This is a genomic window from Acinetobacter sp. AM, assembly GCF_003105055.1.
Taxonomy (GTDB): domain Bacteria; phylum Pseudomonadota; class Gammaproteobacteria; order Pseudomonadales; family Moraxellaceae; genus Acinetobacter; species Acinetobacter tibetensis.
Genome location: NZ_QETG01000032.1, coordinates 1 through 17,582 on the forward strand (window position 1 = coordinate 1; position 17,582 = coordinate 17,582).

Consider the following 17,582-nt stretch of genomic DNA (forward strand, 5'->3'; position numbering starts at 1 on the left):
AAAAAAGACAGAGATTTAAGAAATAAATTAATGACTTTATACTATTTTCATTTTTTAGATAATAGTAAAATATAGGGAAAATCAATATTGATAAAATAGCATTCAGCACCATACCAACATCAGTTTTCATTACTAATGTTACAACCACCAAAAAACTTATGAAGAATAAAGACGTGATTAAATAAGAATAATTAATTATATATTTTCTATACGAATATCCAAAAAAAACCAAAAAACCTAGAATAATATAAACAGGTTTCAACGTGAAGTAATATATATAAAAAACCGATCCAAAATAAAACAGACTCAGTTTAATATCATTCAATCTAATCATAGATATCTCATCGCAAAGAACAAAATTAAACTTCTTCAACCAATTTAATCAGTTGATTAAATTGATAGTCTGAGGTTAGTTCCACAGGAACCATATTAATATTTGTTTTATTGTTTTGAATAAAATCAGCGATTTTATCAGAACTACGTGTAGCAACCCCTAATTTGTATTTATTGATTAAATATGCTAGTTCCCCATCTTCATCACATAAAGCAATTATAGGTTTTCTAGCACGAACGTATTCATAGAATTTTCCAGTTAAAACACCCTTTTCAAAAGCACCATTCCCCAATGCAATGATTAAATATTCTGCACCATTTTGAATCTTTAAAATTTCATCTCTTGGCTTTTTCTTATTAAAATTAATTTTTAAATCAGGATACTTAGTTATGTAGTCTTGTACTACAGGTTCATCACTTCCAAAAAAATCAATACTTTTACCAGACTTAATTAAGCTAAGAGCATTAAATAAAGGTGTTAAATCCCTGAGACCACCATATAAGCCGCCAGTATAAACAAGACCATATGTATTCTCATACTCACTCTGCTCACCTGAAGAATCATCAACAAAACCATTACGAATAACTTTAATATTTTTATTGAGATAACTTTCCATCGTCACTTTCATATGCTGAGTTACCACTAAGGTAAAATCAGCCTTTTTTAATATTTTTGCTTCATATTTCTTATCTATTGAACGCAAAAACATTGGCATTTTTCTATACGGTGTTGTTGCCCACAAATCCCTGTTATCTGCTATCCACTTGACATCTTGATATTTATTCTTAATTTCTTTAGCCACAAAATGTAATGTAAAAGGCAATGCCATAGAGAATATAATGTCTGGGGATCCATTTTTTGAGATATATTCTTCAATAGATTTCAGATACTGATTTTTTTTATAAATGAAATGATCGGGATATGAAAAATGTACCAATACTCGTTTAATAAATTTAAATTTATCGGCATTTGGGTTTTCGTAATCCAGTGCAGATAAAACCTTACTAAAACCTACATCTACCACCTCAATTCCCGTGAGGTCAGCATTATAGTCCTTAGAAACATAGTTATCTTTATAAGAGGTAAAAACCGTAACTTCATGACCTTGAGCTACTAAATATTTTGCAAGCTGATAAGGCCTAACTGCTCCGATCATATTAACAGGGGGGAAAAAAGCAGCGATCATAAAAATTTTCACTGATTGCTCTCCAGGATTTTGACTATATTTTCAGCTGTATTCCCGTCCCCATAAATATCTTTAATAGTTATCTTATTTTGAGATTCACTCACTAACGTAGAATGAATTAACTCAGAGTTAGAGCCTACAAGTGTATTATAACCACTACTTACAAGTTCTACCCATTCCGTTTCTTCTCTCAAGGTCACGCACAATTTATTATGAAAATAAGCCTCTTTTTGTACTCCGCCTGAGTCAGTCACTATGAGCTCACTATGAATCTCTAGCCACACCATCTCTAAATATCCAGTAGGATCAACAACTCTAATATTTGAAGGAATAATTAAACCATATTGTTTAATTTTACCTACTGTTCGAGGATGCAGCGGTAAAATAATGTCTTTCCGAGAAAGTTCTAACCCTTTCAAAATATTAGATAACTTTTCTATATCGTCTGTATTTTCAGCTCGATGAATTGTACATAAAATAAATTTTTCTAAGTTTAATGCATCAAACCATGAAGGCTTAACCATTTTTTCTTTATAGTACAGTGCAACGTCATACATAATGTCACCAACTACAAAAATTTTATTTTCTTCAATACCTTCACGTAGTAAATTTTGTTTTGCCCCTAAACTTGGTACAAATAAATAATCACTAATTTGATCTGTCAAAATACGGTTAATCTCTTCCGGCATTTGTCGATTAAACGAACGCAATCCTGATTCAACATGTGCAATAGGGATATGTAATTTTATAGCTGCTAATGCACCTGCTAAAGTGGAGTTGGTATCGCCATAAACTAAAACAACATCTGGTTTCTCAGTTAAAAGGATTTCCTCAATTTTTTCTAATTGTTTGCCTGTCATTGCTCCATGGGTTTTCCCACCAGTCTGTAACATATATTTAGGCTTTGGAATACTCATTTCTTCAAAGAAAACATCTGACATGTTTTGATCATAGTGTTGACCAGTGTGAACTATTACTTCTTTAATATTTGGATATTGATGAAGTGCCCTAGAAAATGCTGCAGCTTTAATGAACTGTGGTCTAGCACCTAATACTGTTAAAATTTTCATCAATTAATTTCCTTTATTACCTTAGCAGGTACGCCTGCAAGTATGATTTTACCTTGCGGAAAACTTTTCGTTACAACCGCACCTGCAGCAACTACAGTGCCTTCCCCAAGCTCTACACCTGGCAAAATTACACTATTCATTCCTATCCAGCACTTATCACCAATAATTACATCTTTTCCATCTGTATGGGCATCCAAATCAGTAAGCTCATGATTTGAAGTAATTATTCCAACATTTGGAGCAATATAGGTCCCTCTACCTATATAAATTTGACCATCAAAATTTTGAAAATATGTTCCTGGCGACTGAAAGTTATTTAAATCATCTGGGTCAAAATGAATATTTGAAGGGTTTGAGATCAAGCAAGTTAAACCAGTCGGAAAGGGCATGGGGCGCCCTAACCGAAGTATGTTCTTTACCCAAATAGATTTAAAGGCTATTAAATAACCACTCAGACTATTATCAAAATATCGGCCTTTTAAATACTTTTCATCAAAAAATAAAGTTAGAAATAGACGGATGCAAGGCAACATAAAATAAATTATTTTTCTTAATATTTTTTTCATAGCTCGAACATCCTTAAAACTGAAGCTGTTAAGATTCCCAATATAATTGCAATTATAATAAAAAAAACAACTTTTTTGATTAAGAGAATATGATCTTTTATTTTAAGTCCCGCGGCATTAGAAAAAACTATATAGCAAATTCCATAAAATATACCACCTGAAATTGCATATGCTTCCAATAGATAAGATGGGTTTAAATAGAACTGCGAATACAACATTCCAATACGTAATATAAAACCACTTACAGTTAATAAAAGCATTTGCTTCTGACGGCCAATGATATGCATAATCATAGATATAGGCGAAGCTATTAGCTGAAAGCCAAACCAAGGTATCATCCAGCTTATAATTAAACCAACTTTTTCCCATTCTTGACCAAATATATATTTAGCCAAAATTGGGCTAACAAGACCTATAAAAATTAGACTACTAACACCATATTTAAACAAACTTTCTAATATAGTTACAGTGTATTGAGTAATAGTTTTTTCTTGTACAGCTGCTGGTGCATGAGCTAAATATACTTGTGAAACAGCACCACCAATTAGCTGAATAGGCACAGCCATCACTTGCATTGCTATCATTAAATAACCTGCTTCTGAACCCAGAGCAAGCGTAGCAATAATAATTATAGGGAGTTGAGCTCCAGCAGAATTCGCTAATGAGTCAAAAGTTGAATATTTAGGAAACTGGTCATTCTTTTTAAAAATGGTATATAATTGAACGAATGTTATACTTTTGATAACAGTATTCGCTTCATTCCAAAAAATTTTAGCTAATTTTCCAATTCCAGCCGAAATCTTAATAATTTGACCTAGAACCAAGCCCCAAGCTGCTCCTCCAAAAATTCCAAATAAGATTTGCGTGGCTACACCACTTACCGATTGTACAATTCTTGTTCTAGCAATTATCGTAAAATTTTTCTTTCGAGTTGCCCAATACTGAAGGGCTGTATATATGCCTGAAAAAAAAACACCTAAAGGGATTAACCAAATTATTTGGTTCAAACTCGGTTGTTTTAATAAAGTAATAATTTCTGTATGAAACAACCAAATTATAAAACTAATTAATATACTAATAGTAAAATTACTAATTAATGCCAGTATAACTAATATTGCTGCCTCTTTATCTTCTGAGGGAATTGGTATTGCAATTTCAAAACGTAAACAACTTGCTACCGTAAATATACCTAATATAGAGGCATAAACAGCAAATATAGAAAACTCAGCAGGACTATATAAACGCGTTACAAAAGGTAAAGCTATTATAGCCAAGCCTTGAGCAAAAGCTGTGCCTCCAACAAGGACAGATACAGCTCTTAAAAAGCCTCCTTGAGCATTTAGCTTATTATTGATCTTTACAAGAAGGCATTTCACTGTTAAATCAACCTAAAGCCCGAATAATTTTCTCTTGAGCTTCAACAGTCAAATAAGGATGCATAGGCAAACTCATCACTTTTTCAGCAATAGTATCACCGACAAGTAGCATCACGTTTGTATCCGCTACTGCTGGTTGTTTATTGAGAGGAATTGGATAATGCACAGCCGTTGGAATACCTTGAGCTTTTAGTTTTTCTTGGACTTCTGCACGGTTATCAACCTGAATCGTATATTGTGCCCAAGCACTCGTATTATGCGATTCAAGATATGGCGTGGTAAGAATATCTGCTTGATTAAATAACTGATTATAAACTTCAGCTACTTTTTGACGAGCTTGCATTTCATCATCCAAAATTTCCAATTTTGGCAATAAAATCGCTGCCTGAATCGTATCTAAACGACTATTCACACCGACACGAATGTGGTGGTAACGCTTATCTTGACCATGGCGTGCAATTTGACGCATCACTTTTGCCAACTCATCATCATTGGTAAAAATTGCACCACCATCACCATAACACCCCAATGGCTTACTTGGGAAAAAGCTAGTACAAGCAACTGTACTTAAATTACAACTTTTACGCCCCTTATATGTCGCGCCAAAGCTTTGTGCCGCATCTTCAATGACAGGGATACCATACTTTGCAGCAATCGCATTGATTGCATCAAAGTCTGCACATTGCCCATAAAGGCTTACAGGTATAATCGCTTTTGTTCTTGGTGTAATTGCGGCTTCTAATTTTTCTACATCTAAATTATAAGTTTTAGGATTTACATCTACATAGACAGGCTTTGCACCTAAAAGTGCAACTGTTTCAGCAGTAGCAATATAAGTAAAACCCGGAGTAATGACCTCATCGCCAGGACCTACACCAAACGCCATTTGCGCGATTTGCAAAGCATCTGTCCCATTAGCACAAGTAATACAGTACTTTGCACCGACATAGGCAGCTAACTTTTCTTCTAGCTCAGCAACTTCTGGACCTAAAATGTATTGACCATGCGTCAATACTTTTTGAATACCAATATCAATTTTATCTTTAATCCGATTTTGTTGTGCTTTTAAATCAATAAAGTCAATCATATTAACCTTGCTTTGTCAGTGTCGTTCCATCGAGTTGATAAACTGCTCCTGTATGTGAACAGATTACTTGAGCTTGTCCTTGCAAAGGAAGGTCAAGCTGCTCACCAAATTCACTCATCCAGCCAATTTGTTTCGCGGGCACCCCAACCATTAGCGCATAAGCTGGTACATCTTTATTAACAACCGCACCTGCTCCAACAAAAGCATAAGCCCCAATGGTAACACCACAGACAATTGTACAGTTTGCCCCAAGCGTAGCACCCTTTTTCACTAAGGTGTCTCGGTATTGATCTTTACGCTCAATTAAAGAACGAGGGTTGTAGACGTTAGTAAACACCATGCTTGGACCGCAAAATACCCCCTCTTCCAAAAATACATTATCGTAAACCGATACATTATTTTGGACTTTACAATGGTCACCAATCACAACGCGGTTACCAACAAAGACGTTTTGACCTAAAGACACGCCTTTACCGATTTTGGCACCGCCACAGACATGAACAAAATGCCAAACACGTGAGTCTTCACCAATTTGTGCGCCATCATCAACTATGGCAGTTTCATGTTGATAAAAGCTCATGCTTTTTTCACCTTTGCCAATAATGGATGTGGATTTGATGGGTTTTCAACAAGTGGAGAAACACGGATCACTTCAACTGTTTCAATTGCTGCACGGTTCTCTTCAACACCATAACCTTTACCCTCTAATACACGTTGATAGCTTTGTGTATGTAAATCGGTAAAGCCACCTGAAAACTCAAGCTCTTCATTTTCAATGGTAATACTACGATAAGTCAGCTTTTCACCTTGTACCGCATTTTCTGGTAGGTTATTTGCATCAATGGATAAGAACCAACGTACACGTGCGCGCTCATATTCTAAATAACCAGAAGCCGTTTTTTCATCACGGCAATGCACTTCATTTTTAACAATTTTGCCAAAAATAAAATGCAACATATCGTAGAAATGCACACCGATATTGGTTGCAACACCACCTGATTTATTGTCTGCCCCTTTCCATGACTTTAAATACCATTTACCACGAGAAGTGAGATAAGTGAGATCAACATCAAATACTTTACCGGCTGGAGCAGCCTGAACTTTATCACGCAATGCAATAATTGAGGGGTGTAAACGTAATTGTAAAATTGAGTTTACCTTGGCGCCATATCGCTTTTCATATTCAGATAACATATTTAAGTCTTCTGAATTCAGCACCAACGGTTTTTCACAAATGACCTCAATGCCATTTTTCAAAGCATATTTCATATGCGGCGCGTGTAGATAGTTTGGTGAGCAAATCGCTACATAATCCAGCTTTTCACCTTTTAGTTTTTGGTCTTCTACATAGGCTTCAAATTCTTCAAACTGAGTAAAGAATTCTGCTTCTGGGAAATGACTGTCCATAATACCCACAGAATCATTTACATCCATAGCAACAGCTAAGGTATTACCAGTTTCTTTAATAGCTTTTAAATGACGCGGCGCGATATAACCAGCAGCACCAATAAGTGCAAATTTCTTCATGTTTTAAACTTCAATTTAATAATAAGATAAAATTAGAGACGGAATACCGTAAAGCCTACATCTGACATTTCTGTACGATCAAAAAGACTTTTAACATCAGCTAACACAGGCTTTTCGCAATTCACATAACTGCGCAATTCATTTGCAGAAAGTGACCGAAATTCATGGTGTCCTACCGCAATAATCAGACTATCTACAGGATTTTTTTCATCAATTAATCCCAATTCAATTCCATATTCATTTTGAACTTCTTCAGCATCTGCCCATGGGTCCACTACTACCACTTGTGCTCCCCAGAATTCCAGTTCTTTAATGAGATCAGCAACTTTACTATTACGAATGTCTGGACAGTTTTCTTTAAAAGTTACTCCAAGTACACCAACTTTTGCACGAGGCACGTCAATACCATTTTGAAGCATAAGCTTAATCGTATTACGAGCAACATAACGGGCCATATTGTCATTAATACGACGACCTGCAAGAATGACTTGTGGATGATAGCCAACTTCTTCTGCTTTATGAGTCAAATAGTAAGGGTCTACTCCAATACAGTGCCCACCGACCAAACCCGGACGGAACGGTAAGAAATTCCACTTACTACCTGCTGCTTCTAAAACATCTAAAGTATCGATGCCGATGCGATCAAAAATTACAGAGAGTTCATTCACTAAAGCAATATTTAAATCACGTTGTGTGTTTTCAATGACTTTTGCAGCTTCTGCAACCTTAATGCTTGATGCCTTATGCGTACCTGCGGTAATAATGCTTGCATAAACAGCATCTACAATATTGGCTACTTCTGGGGTACTACCACTCGTTATTTTTTTAATTTTAGTTAGAGTATTAACCTTATCACCAGGATTAATTCGTTCTGGACTATAACCTGCAAAAAAATCCTGATTAAATTTCAAACCAGAAACTTTTTCTAAAATTGGTATACAAACCTCTTCTGTAGCACCAGGAAAAACTGTAGATTCATAAACTACAATATCTCCTTTTTTTAAGGCATATCCCACTGTCTCACTTGCTTTTTTTAGTGGAGTCAAATCGGGACGGTTAACCTGATCCACTGGCGTTGGAACCGTTACAATAAAAAAGTTACTTGTTTTAAGATCATGCAAATCTGCACTAAAGTCTAGCTGTTCCGAATTTTGAAGCTCTTCAGTAGAAACTTCTAAAGTATGATCTTGTCCGTTTCTCAACTCATCAATACGATGTTGATTAATATCAAAGCCTATAACTGGATATTTTTTTCCAAACTCTACGGCCAACGGCAAACCCACGTAACCTAAACCAATAATTGCTATTTTTAAATCAGAAAGCTGCAACATCTGTCTGCCTTGTCGTGCTTGTTAATATATACATGTGATATGCCCTTTCGAGACCGCATTAATATACCAGAAATACCATCACCAATAACGTAAATGTTTACAAACAAGTTATACAATTTGTTATAGTTAAGACATTTTAAATTAGATACACTTCATCTCATCCAAAGATTGAAATATTTTTATAATAGGGTTCAGAGTGAAATTTCTACAATATATTGGCCTTTTGGGGTTCACACTCAGCACTGTTGGTTGTGCTCTAGCGCCCGGCCTACAAACATATGATTTACCTGAACAAGGAATCTATCAAACCGAACTTGGAAGTTCTGTAAATGTTATCCAGTTAAACCAAAACACTTTGCGTCATTTACAGCAAAACCAAAATACTGATATACAAGATATTTCACGTTTATTTCGCCATTCTCAACTTAACTACAAACTTAGTCCTGGCGACATTCTGTCTATCTATTTATGGGCTTATCCTGAAATTACGCCACCTGTAAGTAATGCTAACAATGATCAATCGATTCAAGCCAACGGCTTCCAAATTGATCAAACAGGCTATATTCAATTCCCAATTATTGGACGCTACAAAGCAGCAGGGAAGTCACTTGCCCAAGTCAATCAAGAACTGCGCAGCCAACTTTCTCGCTATTTAAAAACACCTGACGTGATTGCACGTGTCCTGTCTTATCAAGGGCAGCGTTACTCTGTACAAGGCAATGTCATGAAAGGCGGGCAATTCTTCCTGAGTGATCAACCTGTGAGTGTCTATACAGCACTTGGCTTAGCAGGTGGCGTTAACACACAATTCGGTGATAACACCTCCATCACTTTGGTTCGTCAGGGTCGCACCTTTCAATTAAATAGTATTGATTTAGAGAAAGCAGGTTATTCACTGCACAATCTTTTAATTCAACCCAACGACACGCTTTATGTAAATTCAAAAGAAAATCAAAAAGTTTACGTGATGGGTGAATCTGGTAAAAATCAATCCTTATTGATGCGTGATCAGGGCATGACCTTAAGTGATGTCTTAGGTGAAAGCCTCGGTTTAAATCCAAATACCGCCAGTGCCAGTCGGATTTATGTGTTACGTAGCGATGCGCAAACGCAACAAACTGAACTGTATCATATGAATTTACTCAGTTTGGGTGATTTCGGTTTAGCCAATCAGTTTAAAATGCACCGTAATGACATTGTTTATGTAGATTCTACTGGTTTAGCCCGTTGGCAACGTGTTGTGACCCAAATTCTACCTTTCTCAAATGCTTTATATAATATCGACCGTTTGGGGCAATAATGCATATTCAAAATATTCTCGTGGTCTGTATTGGAAATATTTGTCGTAGCCCGATGGCTGAATACTTTTTAAAGCAGGAATTTCCTCAACTTCATGTTGAATCAGCAGGAATCTCTGGTTTAATTGGTCATAATGCTGACGATAAAGCCATTTTATGCATGCAAAGGCATGGCATTGATATGCAGGCACATATTGCAAAAAAATTAAATGCCGACCTAATAAAAAAATCCGACTTAATTTTAGTCATGAGTCAAAATCAGCAAAAGCATATTGAGCAGACATGGCCCTTTTCCAAAGGAAAAACCTTTCGATTAGGTCACTGGCAAGGTAAGAATGTCCCTGACCCTTACCAGCATGAACAAGCCGTTTTTGATGATACCTGTCAGCTTATACAAAACTGTATAAATGACTGGAAGAAACATATTTAACCCATTGATAGCAAAATTATGAGCCAAAATACCAATACAGAAGACACAATTGATTTAAAAGAGCTGTTCTTTTCGTTAATTGCTCAATGGAAACTGATTGCATTATGTACCATCTTAAGTTTGGTGTGTGCATTACTCTATTTAAGAACAACTCAAGATATCTATGCGGTTGATGCACTCATACAGGTTGAAGATAGCAAAGGTGCAGGTACCGCGGCTTTATTGGGTGATTTATCATCAATGGTCGACCAGAAGTCCCCTGCCCAAGCTGAAATTGAAATTCTGAGATCGCGTTTGGTTTTAGGGCAAGTTATTCAACAACTGCATTTAGATTTTAGTATTTCATCAACAGATGATACGATCTTTCATCGTTTACTCAATCAAGATACTTTCAAAACCGAGTATCTACCACAGGCTGTTACTTTTTACAATAATGAGCAGTCATTTCAGGTTCGAAAATTTGATGTCCCTGCTGAATACCTCAACAAACCACTGCTTTTAAGTTTTGAGGATAAGCAATTTACCCTGACCGATCAAAAGACGGATGAAGTGGTTTTTAAAGGGACATTAAACCAAGTCAACCAAAGTCGCTCTTCTGTTGGTACTTGGGATATTGGCATTTTTAGCCGTGATTCATTGAATTCAAGTTATACTGTGCGCAAAATGTCTTTACCTGCAGCAGTAGATAGTATTCTTGAAAACTACTCGGTCGCAGAAAAAGGCAAACTTACTGGCGTACTTGGACTTAATTATCAAGGTGCAGATAAAGAGCACATTACCAAAGTTCTGAATTCTATTTTAGTTGCCTATAGCCAACAAAACATTGAACGTCGTTCTGCTGAAACAGCACAAACTTTAAAGTTCCTCGATGAACAATTACCAGAGTTAAAACAGCAACTCGATGTGGCTGAACGTGAATTCAACAAATTCCGTGAACAGTACAATACCGTTGATGTCACGAAAGAGTCTGAACTTTATCTGACTCAAAGTATTAGTCTTGAAACTCAAAAAATTGAACTGGAACAGAAGCAGGCTGAGCTTTCAGAAAAATACACTGCTGAACACCCAGCCATGCAACAAATTGATGCCCAGCTCGCAGCAATTAACAGTAAAATTAAAGAGTTGAATGCGACGCTAAAACAATTACCAGACCTGCAACGTCGTTATTTACAGTTATATCGTGAAGTTGAAGTTAAACAACAGCTCTACACTACACTATTGAACTCTTATCAACAGTTACGGATTGCCAAAGCGGGTGAAATTGGTAATGTCCGTATTGTCGATACAGCCGTATTGCCAATTGAACCAATTAAGCCTAAAAAATTGTTGGTGCTGTTGTTATCGATTTTTGTCGGTGGGTTTATGGGTGTATTAATCGCATTAATGCGAAATATGCTACGTACGGGTATTAAAGATTCTGGTCAAATTGAAACTGAACTCGATCTTCCTGTCTATGCGACTGTGCCACGTTCACCTGTGCAAGAGAGTCGTATTAACATTATCAAGAAGAAGAAACACATTCCTATTCTTGCTGTTAAAAATAGTGATGATATTGCGATTGAAAGCTTACGTAGCATGCGGACTGCCATTCATTTCGCACTGAACAATGCGCGTAACAACATTATTATGATTTCAGGTCCCGCACCAGAACTCGGTAAATCATTTGTATCAACCAACCTTGCGGTTATTTTGGCACAAAGCAACAAGCGTGTATTGTTGATTGATGCGGACCTACGTCGTGGCTATTTACATAAGTATTTCCATCAAGATAACCAAGCAGGGCTTGCTGAATACCTCAATGGTCAACATCCACTCGAAAACATTCTCAAAACCACAGAAGTTGAAAATTTATCGGTGATTACTCGCGGTAAGAGTCCTGCAAATCCATCTGAGTTACTCAGTACTGAACGTTTTAAAAACTTATTGGAACAGCTATCTACCCAATTTGACCATATCATTGTCGATACGCCACCTATTTTGGCAGTTACCGATGGTATTATCATTTCCCAATACGCAGGCGTTAACCTTGTGATTGCACGTTATGGTAAGACTCAAATTAAAGAACTTGAGTTGGTAGTCAATCGCTTTGAACAAGCGAGCGTTAAAGTGACAGGTATTATCTTAAACGATATCCAACGTACGGCAGGCTCAAGTTATGGTTATAACTATGCCTATGCCTATAAAAATGCGAAAGATGACTGATAGCTTAGCAATCATTTTTCACTTAAAAGGATCAGCATGACGCTGGTCCTTTTTATTTGTATAAAAAATGTTTTAGGTAATCAGTCTGTTATAGCTTCTTTACCTATACAGGCATATAGTAATATCCAAATATATAGTCGGTTGAAATACCATCTAAGCATTAAAAAATTTGCTAAAATAGCAGCAAATTTTTGATTACTACAATGAATTTTGGAAAACCCTATGAGTAAAGCCTTACCCATCGCTGTTGCTGTAATTTTAGGCGGTGCTGCACTTGTTCCAGTTTATTATGCCACCAAACATCCTGAAGCAATCACATCAAAAGCCTCTAAAAATGCTTCTGCTGTTGAAAAAATTAGTTATGCTTTAGGTTATGAAGTTGCACATCAAACACCTCCTGAACTTGACATCAATAGCTTTGTAACAGGCGTACGTGAAGGTCATGCTCGTACACAACCTGCATACACTGAACAAGAATTACAGCAAGCTTATCAGCAATTCCAACAAGAAATGCAGAAAAAACAGGCAGATCAAGCTAAAAATGCACAGAGCGCAAGCGACAGCTTCCTTACAGAAAATGCCAAAAAGCCTGGGGTAAAAACGACTGCTTCTGGATTGCAATATATTATTACTCAAGAAGGCACTGGCAAGCAGCCAGCGGCTGACTCGGTCGTGACGGTACATTACACAGGTAAATTGGTCGACGGGAAGGTATTTGATAGCTCAATCCAACGTGGTGAGCCAATTGAGTTCCCACTCAATCAAGTGATTCCGGGTTGGACCGAAGGCTTACAATTAATGAAGGAAGGTGGTAAAGCCACTTTATTTATTCCAGCGAAATTGGGCTATGGCGAACAAGGCGTACCTGGTACGATTCCAGCCAACAGTACACTGATCTTTGATGTTGAATTGATTAAAGTGAAGTAAAAAATGAAGGAGAGCTCGGCTCTCCTTCTTTCACTTTCAATATTAATTTTGCACAATATACAGGTTTCAATCGAACAAACAGATCGACTCAAAATGATTTTAACGTGAGACTGATTTAAATCTAACATGCAAAAAATAAAAAAGAACTGTCATCGATATTCCCCCAAACTTGTAGATATTCCGACACGAAAAATACTTTAGGAAGGTTGAATGAAAATACAAATTCTCTTGGCATCGGCGCTGTTATTCAGTGCGACTACTTTTGCAAAACCCATTACCACCAGCAGTTCAAGCTCAGAACAGGCTGGGTATAGTTTTGGCTATTTAATGGGTCGTACCAATGCCGAATCAATGAAAGATTTAAATCTCGAAGCCTTCATTCAAGGGCTCAGAGAGGCCGCTCAAGGCAAAGAGGCTTCATTAACAGATGAAGAAATGGCACGCGTCCTAACCCAATATAAAAAACAGGCAGAAGCCCAACAACTGATTGAATTAAGAAAACAAGCTGAAGAAAATAGCAAGATCGGGACAGCCTTTTTAGCAGAGAATGCTAAAAAGGCTGGCATGCAAACCACGGCGTCAGGATTACAATATCAAGTGCTTAAAGCAGGCACAGGAAAAACCCCTAAAGTCAGCTCAAAAGTTAAAGTGGATTATGAAGGTCGTCTGATTGATGGCACCATTTTCGATAGCTCGATTGCACGTCAACAGCCTGCCGAATTCCAAGTCAATCAAGTCATTCAAGGCTGGACCGAAGGCTTACAATTAATGAAAGAAGGGGCTAAATATCGCTTCTTTATTCCTGCTCATCTCGCCTATGGTCAGATTGGTTCTGGCGATATTATCGAGCCGAACAGCACGCTGATTTTTGATGTCGAATTATTACAGGTCTTGCCTTAAAAAAAGGGACTGATATCAGTCCCTTTTCTTTGACTATAGATAACCTTTAAAAAGCTGATGCTTTGATTTCAGTCTCTATCGAAAATGATATTTATGGACGTAAATCACGCGGACGGAAACCCATCACAATTAATCCGATCAGGTAAGCCACAACACCAACGACACACAAGCCAATTACTTCGGCCACACGCAACCATTGGGATAAGCTACTGTCATACCAAGTTAAACCATAAGCCAAGGCAGCAATCATGACAATGTTGGCCACAGCATATTGTGAAAACAGCTTTTTCCAATGCGAACCAAAACGGAAAATATGGCGTTTATGCAAGTAGAAGTACAACATGCCTGCATTGACTAAAGCCGAACCAGAAGATGCCATTGCCAATGCCATGTGTTCAGCATGCCAATCAATTAATTTAAAGAAACCAATAAACACCACGTTTAAAATGGCATTTGCTGCTACCGCCATTAAACCAACACGTACTGGGGTTTTGGTATCTTGCTGCGCATAAAACCCAGGTGCAAAGACCTTAATCAACATGAAAGCAATGACCCCTGCACTCATACACTGTAAAGCCAGCGCTGTCATTTGCGTATCTTCTACAGTGAATTCACCCCGTTGGAACAAGGCTTGAATAATCGGGGTCGACAGCATAAAAAGTGCAATGCTGGCAGGCAGCCCAACCAAAACAATGACTTTCGCAGCCCAGTCCATCATGCCTCGGAATTTATGTTGATCTTGTTCCGCGTGTCGTGCCGACAATGACGGCAAAATGACCGTTCCGATGGCAACGCCAATCAGGCCCAATGGTAACTCGGTCATACGCTCCGCACTATATAGCCATGACACAGAACCATCCTGCATAAAGGATGCCCAAATGGTATTCAGCAGTAAATTAATCTGCGTCACGGATACCCCAAACAACGCTGGCAGCATCAACTTCATGATGCGGTCGACACCTTCGTGCTTAAAATCAACCTTCGGTGGAATTAATAAATTTTTGCGCCAAAGTTCAGGAATCTGAATCGCAAGCTGTAACACCCCCGCCACGACCACTGACCAACCCAAGGCCATAATCGGTTCAGCCATATACGGTGTGAGCCACCATGCTCCCGCAATCATTGCCACATTAAGGAGGACTGGCGAAAATGCGGGCGAAGCAAATGAGCCATAACTGTTCAAAATACTGCTGGCAAAGGCGGTCAGTGACATGAACATTAAATATGGAATGGTGAGGCGGAACATGCTCACGGCCAGATCAAATTTCTCTGGATCTGAATGGAAACCCGGCGCATAGATATACAAAATTGCTGGCGCGGCCACCATCGCGATAAATGTCAGCAAGGTCATGACCGTCAGTAAACCACCAAATACACGACTGATGAGAATTTGGACTTCTGCATGTGTCTTACTGGTTTTATATTCGGTCAGTACAGGAATAAAGGCTTGTGAAAAGGCTCCTTCCGCGAACAGGCGCCGAAAAAAATTGGGGATACGGAAAGCAACCACAAATGTATCGAAATCCTTCCCTGCACCAAAGACATTGAGCAAGACAATATCACGTACTAATCCGAGTACACGAGACAACATGGTCATTGCACTGACAATAAAGGTCGATCGCCAAAGCGCCATCGTATCCACCCAGTTAAAAAATTAGTCGCTATTGTAATGAAACTTGTGAAGAAAAATCGTTGTTAAATGATTAACCTCAACGGAAATGTCTCTTTATTTTGAGTTCTTTATCTGTTGCACCAAGCTTCTGAACTTCACCCAATCAAAGTAAGGGCCTGGGTCGGTTTTGCGCCCTGGTGCAATATCAGAGTGCCCTGCCACATGCTGTTGTATCGCTGGATAAGCCTGTTGCAAACTCACCACCACTTGCGCCAAAACCTGATATTGCAGGGTTTCAAAGGCACAGTCATCGCTTCCTTCGAGTTCAATTCCGATAGAATAATCATTACATTCCTGCTGCCCTAAATATGTGGAACGTCCTGCATGCCAAGCCCGTTGCTGAAAATTCACAAATTGTAGTACCTCTCCAGTACGTAAAATCAGCAGATGTGCCGAAACCTTTAGGTCTTGAATGGTTTCAAAATAAGGGTGTCGCGTTGAATCTAGCTGGTTCTGGAAAAATTGCTGGATATAGCCTCCCCCAAACTGCGACGGCGGTAAACTGATATTATGAATCACCACCAATTCAATTTTTGCCTCTGCTGGTCGCTGATTAAAATTGGGCGATGGAATTTGCTTCGCACCGATGAGTTGACCATCGACAACCTGAAAAGACGAGCGCTGCTGCATAATCCATTCCTCGCTATATTGAAGCTTTATTTATAAGTACACCATGCTAAAACTTTCATCATAAAATCTCAAATCTACGGCATAAACTGTAAAGAACAATGTTAAGATAACGCGCAATTTTCATGGGTTAAAAAGACACGGAAAGACTATGAGTATTTCTCCAACGCTGCTTGAACAATCAATTCAAATCAATATTCAACAAGCACTCCAAGAAGACATTGGTGATGGGGATATTACGGCCTTATTAACCCCCGAAGATGAGCAAGCAACGGCAACCATCATTAGTCGCGAAGACATGATTCTTGCAGGTCAACCTTGGGTGGATGCCTTAATTCAGGCTTTTGATGCTTCAGTTCAAGTCACTTGGTTAAAACAAGACGGCGATAAAGTTGCAGCCAATGAAGCATTTCTAAAGCTTGCAGGCTCAGCGCGCAGTCTACTGACCGTCGAGCGCCCTGCGCTGAACTTTGTTCAAACTTTATCGGCTGTCGCGACCAAAACTGCTGATTATGTCAAACAGCTAGATGGTTTAAACACCAAATTGCTCGATACTCGCAAAACCCTACCAGGTTTACGCATTGCGCAGAAATATGCCGTTGCAGTAGGCGGTGGGCAAAATCATCGCTTAGGCTTATTTGATGCATTCTTAATTAAAGAAAATCACATTATGGCAGCAGGTGGCATTGCCGAAGCAATTGCCAAAGCCCATCAGATTGCGCCGGGCAAACCTGTCGAGGTTGAAGTTGAAACTTGGGATGAACTTAATCAAGCCCTTGAAGCCAAAGCGGATATTGTGATGCTGGATAATTTTAGTCAGCAACAAATGATTGATGCCGTCCAACATGTCGCAGGTCGTTGCAAATTAGAAGCATCGGGTAACATCACCATTGATAATTTACGCCAAGTTGCCACGACTGGCGTTGACTATATTTCAATGGGTGTACTGACTAAAGATGTTAAAGCGATTGATTTATCGATGCGTTTCAATGGCTAATAATTGATCCGATTTTGGTGGTCACCGTTAAACGTGATCACCAATTTTGAAT

At 38.2% G+C, this 17,582-nt stretch carries 16 protein-coding genes; 6 read left to right on the forward strand and 10 right to left on the reverse strand.

Features of this window, described 5'->3' with window-relative positions; genetic code table 11:
- Window positions 1-359 precede the first annotated feature (359 nt).
- Genes DCO44_RS14580 through tviB form a run of 8 tightly spaced genes read right to left on the reverse strand, consistent with a single transcriptional unit; the run spans window position 360 to window position 8,474 of the window.
- The gene (locus tag DCO44_RS14580; RefSeq protein WP_116763137.1) at window positions 360-1,532 is read right to left on the reverse strand and encodes a glycosyltransferase; all 1,173 of its coding nucleotides are present in this window, start codon (window positions 1,530-1,532) and stop codon (window positions 360-362) included.
- Complete coding sequence (gene wecB / locus DCO44_RS14585) at window positions 1,529-2,590, reverse strand: non-hydrolyzing UDP-N-acetylglucosamine 2-epimerase (RefSeq protein WP_116763139.1); 1,062 nt, start codon at window positions 2,588-2,590, stop codon at window positions 1,529-1,531. The genes DCO44_RS14580 and wecB overlap by 4 nt, the downstream gene beginning before the upstream one ends.
- Window positions 2,590-3,156 carry an acyltransferase gene (locus DCO44_RS14590; protein ID WP_116763141.1) on the reverse strand — a complete coding sequence of 189 codons (567 nt, stop codon included), beginning with the start codon at window positions 3,154-3,156 and terminating at the stop codon, window positions 2,590-2,592. Before DCO44_RS14590 ends, wecB begins: the two co-directional genes overlap by 1 nt.
- A complete protein-coding gene (locus DCO44_RS14595) occupies window positions 3,153-4,532 on the reverse strand; it encodes a lipopolysaccharide biosynthesis protein (protein WP_116763143.1) in 1,380 nt (459 codons plus the stop codon). The genes DCO44_RS14590 and DCO44_RS14595 overlap by 4 nt, the downstream gene beginning before the upstream one ends.
- Before the next feature lie 7 nt (window positions 4,533-4,539).
- Window positions 4,540-5,619 (reverse strand): DegT/DnrJ/EryC1/StrS family aminotransferase, encoded by a 1,080-nt coding sequence (locus DCO44_RS14600; RefSeq protein WP_116763145.1) that lies wholly within the window; start codon window positions 5,617-5,619, stop codon window positions 4,540-4,542.
- A gap of 1 nt (window position 5,620) precedes the next feature.
- Window positions 5,621-6,199, reverse strand: coding sequence for a UDP-2-acetamido-3-amino-2,3-dideoxy-D-glucuronate N-acetyltransferase (gene wbpD, locus DCO44_RS14605; RefSeq protein WP_116763147.1), 579 nt, complete (start codon window positions 6,197-6,199; stop codon window positions 5,621-5,623).
- On the reverse strand, window positions 6,196-7,146 hold the full coding sequence (locus tag DCO44_RS14610; protein WP_116763149.1) for a Gfo/Idh/MocA family protein: 951 nt from the start codon (window positions 7,144-7,146) through the stop codon (window positions 6,196-6,198). Before DCO44_RS14610 ends, wbpD begins: the two co-directional genes overlap by 4 nt.
- Before the next feature lie 32 nt (window positions 7,147-7,178).
- Window positions 7,179-8,474 carry a Vi polysaccharide biosynthesis UDP-N-acetylglucosamine C-6 dehydrogenase TviB gene (gene tviB / locus DCO44_RS14615; RefSeq protein ID WP_116763205.1) on the reverse strand — a complete coding sequence of 432 codons (1,296 nt, stop codon included), beginning with the start codon at window positions 8,472-8,474 and terminating at the stop codon, window positions 7,179-7,181.
- A 199-nt stretch (window positions 8,475-8,673) separates the two neighbouring features.
- Here tviB and DCO44_RS14620 point away from each other — a divergent pair, with 199 nt between their 5' ends.
- The 5 genes from DCO44_RS14620 to DCO44_RS14640 all read left to right on the forward strand — a co-directional run bounded on the left by DCO44_RS14620 (window position 8,674) and on the right by DCO44_RS14640 (window position 14,234).
- Window positions 8,674-9,777 carry a polysaccharide biosynthesis/export family protein gene (locus DCO44_RS14620; RefSeq protein ID WP_116763151.1) on the forward strand — a complete coding sequence of 368 codons (1,104 nt, stop codon included), beginning with the start codon at window positions 8,674-8,676 and terminating at the stop codon, window positions 9,775-9,777.
- Window positions 9,777-10,205, forward strand: coding sequence for a low molecular weight protein-tyrosine-phosphatase (locus DCO44_RS14625; protein ID WP_116763153.1), 429 nt, complete (start codon window positions 9,777-9,779; stop codon window positions 10,203-10,205). The genes DCO44_RS14620 and DCO44_RS14625 overlap by 1 nt, the downstream gene beginning before the upstream one ends.
- An 18-nt stretch (window positions 10,206-10,223) precedes the next feature.
- On the forward strand, window positions 10,224-12,407 hold the full coding sequence (locus DCO44_RS14630) for a polysaccharide biosynthesis tyrosine autokinase (protein ID WP_116763155.1): 2,184 nt from the start codon (window positions 10,224-10,226) through the stop codon (window positions 12,405-12,407).
- Between the two features lie 222 nt (window positions 12,408-12,629).
- Window positions 12,630-13,334 carry an FKBP-type peptidyl-prolyl cis-trans isomerase gene (locus DCO44_RS14635; RefSeq protein WP_116763157.1) on the forward strand — a complete coding sequence of 235 codons (705 nt, stop codon included), beginning with the start codon at window positions 12,630-12,632 and terminating at the stop codon, window positions 13,332-13,334.
- 210 nt (window positions 13,335-13,544) lie between these two features.
- A complete protein-coding gene (locus tag DCO44_RS14640; RefSeq protein ID WP_116763159.1) occupies window positions 13,545-14,234 on the forward strand; it encodes an FKBP-type peptidyl-prolyl cis-trans isomerase in 690 nt (229 codons plus the stop codon).
- Window positions 14,235-14,325: 91 nt separating this feature from the next.
- Here the strand turns inward: DCO44_RS14640 and murJ are convergent, their stop codons facing one another.
- Both murJ and ampD read right to left on the reverse strand, forming a co-directional pair.
- Entirely contained in the window at window positions 14,326-15,876 is a 1,551-nt protein-coding gene (gene murJ, locus DCO44_RS14645; protein ID WP_171304988.1) for a murein biosynthesis integral membrane protein MurJ, read from the reverse strand.
- 84 nt (window positions 15,877-15,960) lie between these two features.
- A complete protein-coding gene (ampD, locus tag DCO44_RS14650) occupies window positions 15,961-16,536 on the reverse strand; it encodes a 1,6-anhydro-N-acetylmuramyl-L-alanine amidase AmpD (RefSeq protein WP_116763163.1) in 576 nt (191 codons plus the stop codon).
- Window positions 16,537-16,684: 148 nt separating this feature from the next.
- On the opposite strand from ampD, the gene nadC reads away from it, so the two are divergent.
- Window positions 16,685-17,530 (forward strand): carboxylating nicotinate-nucleotide diphosphorylase, encoded by an 846-nt coding sequence (nadC, locus tag DCO44_RS14655; RefSeq protein WP_116763165.1) that lies wholly within the window; start codon window positions 16,685-16,687, stop codon window positions 17,528-17,530.
- Window positions 17,531-17,582 lie beyond the last annotated feature (52 nt).

What these genes read in the sequence shown, in the direction of transcription:
- wecB (WP_116763139.1), bottom strand. Translation starts at nt 2,590, where the DNA reads ATGAAAATTTTAACAGTATTAGGTGCTAGACCACAGTTCATTAAAGCT.
- DCO44_RS14590 (WP_116763141.1), bottom strand. Translation starts at nt 3,156, where the DNA reads ATGAAAAAAATATTAAGAAAAATAATTTATTTTATGTTGCCTTGCATC.
- DCO44_RS14600 (WP_116763145.1), bottom strand. Translation starts at nt 5,619, where the DNA reads ATGATTGACTTTATTGATTTAAAAGCACAACAAAATCGGATTAAAGAT.
- wbpD (WP_116763147.1), bottom strand. Translation starts at nt 6,199, where the DNA reads ATGAGCTTTTATCAACATGAAACTGCCATAGTTGATGATGGCGCACAA.
- DCO44_RS14610 (WP_116763149.1), bottom strand. Translation starts at nt 7,146, where the DNA reads ATGAAGAAATTTGCACTTATTGGTGCTGCTGGTTATATCGCGCCGCGT.
- DCO44_RS14625 (WP_116763153.1), top strand. Translation starts at nt 9,777, where the DNA reads ATGCATATTCAAAATATTCTCGTGGTCTGTATTGGAAATATTTGTCGT.
- DCO44_RS14630 (WP_116763155.1), top strand. Translation starts at nt 10,224, where the DNA reads ATGAGCCAAAATACCAATACAGAAGACACAATTGATTTAAAAGAGCTG.
- DCO44_RS14635 (WP_116763157.1), top strand. Translation starts at nt 12,630, where the DNA reads ATGAGTAAAGCCTTACCCATCGCTGTTGCTGTAATTTTAGGCGGTGCT.
- DCO44_RS14640 (WP_116763159.1), top strand. Translation starts at nt 13,545, where the DNA reads ATGAAAATACAAATTCTCTTGGCATCGGCGCTGTTATTCAGTGCGACT.
- ampD (WP_116763163.1), bottom strand. Translation starts at nt 16,536, where the DNA reads ATGCAGCAGCGCTCGTCTTTTCAGGTTGTCGATGGTCAACTCATCGGT.
- nadC (WP_116763165.1), top strand. Translation starts at nt 16,685, where the DNA reads ATGAGTATTTCTCCAACGCTGCTTGAACAATCAATTCAAATCAATATT.